Source organism: Candidatus Protofrankia californiensis (genome assembly GCF_900634765.1).
Classification (GTDB): Bacteria; Actinomycetota; Actinomycetes; order Frankiales; family Frankiaceae; genus Protofrankia; species Protofrankia californiensis.
In genome coordinates, this window is the sequence record NZ_CAAAFT010000489.1 from 41,069 (window position 1) to 44,461 (window position 3,393).

Annotated in this window: 3 protein-coding genes; all 3 read left to right on the forward strand. The window is 71.7% G+C overall.

Going from position 1 to position 3,393, the window contains the following annotated elements; all coding sequences use genetic code 11:
* On the forward strand, window positions 1-1,132 hold a 1,132-nt coding region (locus DD1DGNOD_RS25430), incomplete at its 5' end, for a hypothetical protein (RefSeq protein WP_206443431.1).
* A gap of 371 nt (window positions 1,133-1,503) precedes the next feature.
* Window positions 1,504-2,805, forward strand: a complete 1,302-nt coding sequence (gene purD, locus DD1DGNOD_RS25435) for a phosphoribosylamine--glycine ligase (protein WP_131768862.1) — start codon at window positions 1,504-1,506, stop codon at window positions 2,803-2,805.
* Between the two features lie 222 nt (window positions 2,806-3,027).
* Window positions 3,028-3,393 (forward strand): AIR carboxylase family protein (locus DD1DGNOD_RS25440; RefSeq protein WP_131771191.1); only part of this gene is annotated, 366 nt, incomplete at its 3' end.

Here is a 3,393-nt window from a genome sequence, read left to right on the forward strand (position 1 = left end):
ACCGACCACAGACCGGACCGGCGCGGACCGGACCGCCGCGGACCGGACCACCCCGGGCCCGCCTGACCGAGGCCCGGCGGACGGCAGCCCACCGAAGCGCAACCCGACAGACGGCGACCCGCCCGAGGCAGCCTCGCCGGGCAACGCCCCGCTGCCGCCGCACAGCGCTTCTACGGAGAACACCTGGGCTTCTGCGCAGAACGCCCTGCCGGACATGCCGGACGACAGGCGCGTCCCCACCCGCCCCGGCTCCGACATCCACCGACTAGAACCTGACGCCCCACAGGTCGGCCTGCCGCGCGGCGGTAGGCCCGCGGCCGGTCCTGTTGGTTCTTTGCCGGCCCACCGGACGTCGGTGCCGCACACCAGCGGCCTGGTCGCTCAGTCGCCGGCCGCGAGGCCGGCCGTCGGTGTGCACGCCCGGCCGGTCGGATTCTCGCCCACCGGCGACGTGCTTCCCGCCAGCCTGGTGGAGGTTGTGGTTCGCGGCAGCTACGCCATCCGCAGCGCCAACCGGGTCGAGGAGCAGCGCCGCAAGCGGGCGGACGCCGTCGCCACCCACGTGGATCAGCAGATCGCCGAGTTCCTCGCCGTCTGCGCGGCCGAGAACCTCTCGCCGGCCCTGGGGGTTCGCGTGGTCGGGGAGCGCCTGCCGCCGGTTGCCCGCAGCGGGCGTCGCCGGCAGCCACCGAGCTCGGTCCCGGTTTCCACCGGTGCCGGTGCGACAGGGAACAGCGCGACCGGACAGCCTTCGACAGAGATCACAAACAGTGAGATCACAAACAGTGAGAAGGCTGGCAGGAAGGCCGGCAGGCGCAGCTCCGGTCACGCGAAGGACCGTCGGCGCGGCCGGCGGGCATCACCGCTGGTCTGGCCGGTGCTGTACTGGCGTAACGAGGACTTCCCGTACACGGGCCGCTGCCTGCACCTGTTCGTCGGCAGCGACGGACAGACCTTCGAGGGACGGGACGACCCGGGACCACTGCACGCACTGGGTCGTGAGGTTCGGGTGTGGCCGGTGGACATCCATACGGTCGTCGGGTCCATGGCCGAGGTGGACGCCCGGCGATGCGCACAACAACTGGTGTACGGCCTGGCGCACATGCTGTGGTGTGCCGGCGTCAGCCTGTAGACGGGGAAGGATCGACCCGTAGACGGAAGACGGAAGTCCGTGGACAGCTCGTCCGGACAACCGCCTGGACGTCCACTGCGAACACTGTGAACCCCTGCGAAGCCCCTCCGGACCTGCCCGAGCCGCTCCCGATTACCACACTGTGGGCGCATCCCGCAGCCAGGCCGGGCCGGGCCGGGCCGGGAAGTTGATCGCAGTGAGCGCTACCCTGTACCGCGTGCCCTCCCACACCGATTCCCACGCAGGCACGGCGACCGCGCGAGCGTCCGGCCGGGGGGCGGTCGGCCTCCGGCCGCCGGTCGGGCAGGTGGCAGCGGCTGGTCCGACGGTAGCGGCTGATCCGACGGTAGCGACGGGTCACAGGTGACGAGGTGAAGGTTCTCGTCGTCGGCTCGGGAGGCCGGGAGCATGCCCTGTGCCGGGCGTTGTCGCGCGATCCGGCCGTGAGCTCGATCGTCTGCGCCCCGGGTAACGCCGGCACCGCGGATCTCGCCGAGCCGCGTCCGCTCGACGTCTGCGACCCGGACGCCGTCGCGACCCTCGCGCAGACCGTCCGGGCCGATCTGACCATCATCGGACCGGAGGTCCCCCTTGTCGCCGGGGCAGCCGACGAGCTGCGGGTTCGGGGCCTGAACTGCTTCGGGCCGTCCGCCGCGGCGGCGCGCCTGGAGGGAAGCAAGGCGTTCGCCAAGGACGTGATGCGTGCCGCGGGTGTCCCGACCGCGGCCTCCCGCGACCACACCGAGATCGAGCCGGCACTGGCCGACCTCGACGAGTTCGGCCCGCCCTACGTCGTCAAGTACGACGGTCTGGCCGCCGGCAAGGGTGTCACCGTGACCACCGACCGGGCAGGCGCGGTGACAGCCGTGCGATCCTGCCTGCGCCGGGCGGACGACCGGGTCGTGATCGAGGAATACCTCGACGGCCCGGAGGTCTCCCTGTTCGCGGTCGTCACGGAAGCCGGGACGATCGTGCCACTGCTGCCCGCGCAGGACCACAAACGGGTCGGGGACGGCGACACCGGGCCGAACACCGGCGGGATGGGGGCCTACGCACCGCTGCCGTGGGCACCCCCCGGGCTCGTGTCCGAGGTCGTCAGCAAGGTGATCAAACCCGTCGTGGACGAGATGGCCCGCCGCGGCACGCCGTTCTCCGGCCTGCTCTACGCCGGTCTCGCGCTGACCTCCCGCGGCGTGCGGGTCGTGGAGTTCAACGTCCGGTTCGGCGACCCCGAGGTGCAGGCGATCCTGGCGCTGCTGGCCACGCCGCTGACCGACGTGCTGTCGGGGCGCCGGGCGCCGGTGTGGCGATCCGGCGCGGCGATCACGGTCGTCATTGCGGCACCTGGCTACCCACAGTCACCGAAGATCGGCGATCCGATCATCGGCCTTGCCGCCGCCGGAGCCCTGACCGGTGTGGACGTCCTGCATGCGGGTACCCGCCGGGACGCCGAGGGCAGGATCGTGTCGTCCGGTGGGCGCGTACTGTGTGTCACTGCGATCGGGTCGCATCTGGAGGCCGCGAGAGCCTCGGCCTACGAGGCGATCAGCCGCGTCTCCCTGGCCGGGGCGCACTACCGGACCGACATCGGTGACCTGACTCGCATCGGTGACCTGACCCGGCAAGGAACACCCGGCGGTGGGGGTCCGGGCTCGGTGGACCGAGGTTCCTGACGGATCAGCACGGCTGGACCACGAGATCCTGATCCGCAGAGATCCGGATCATGATCATGGGATCCGCAGCGGAGAACAGGGCCGACACCCGGTCTGCTGCATCCGTCCCACCCGGCGTGTCCGCCCACCCGGCAACGCCGGAGATCACCGTCCGGGCGGTGTCCGCCCGGGGTTCCCGCGTCCGATCAGCCAGTCGTCCAGAAGGTGAGTGAACGAGCAGGTATGAGCGAGATTCCTCGGACCACCCCGAACGCGCAGTCGCCGAAGGTAGCCATCGTGTACGGCTCTCCCTCGGACGCCCAGACGATGAGCAAGGCCGGCGCAACGCTGGAGCGCTTCAGCGTCCCCTACGAGCAGGTGTCGGTGTCGGCCCACCGGTCCCCCCGCACCCTCGCGGGGTACGTGGGCGAACTGGCCACCCGCGGGATCGCGGTCGTCATCGCCGGCGCCGGGCTCGCCGCCGCCCTGCCAGGAGCCGTCGCCGCGCTGACCACACTGCCCGTGATCGGCGTCCCGATCTCGGGTGGGGCGCTGGACGGCATGGACGCCCTGCTCGCCATCGTGCAGATGCCGCCCGGGGTGCCGGTT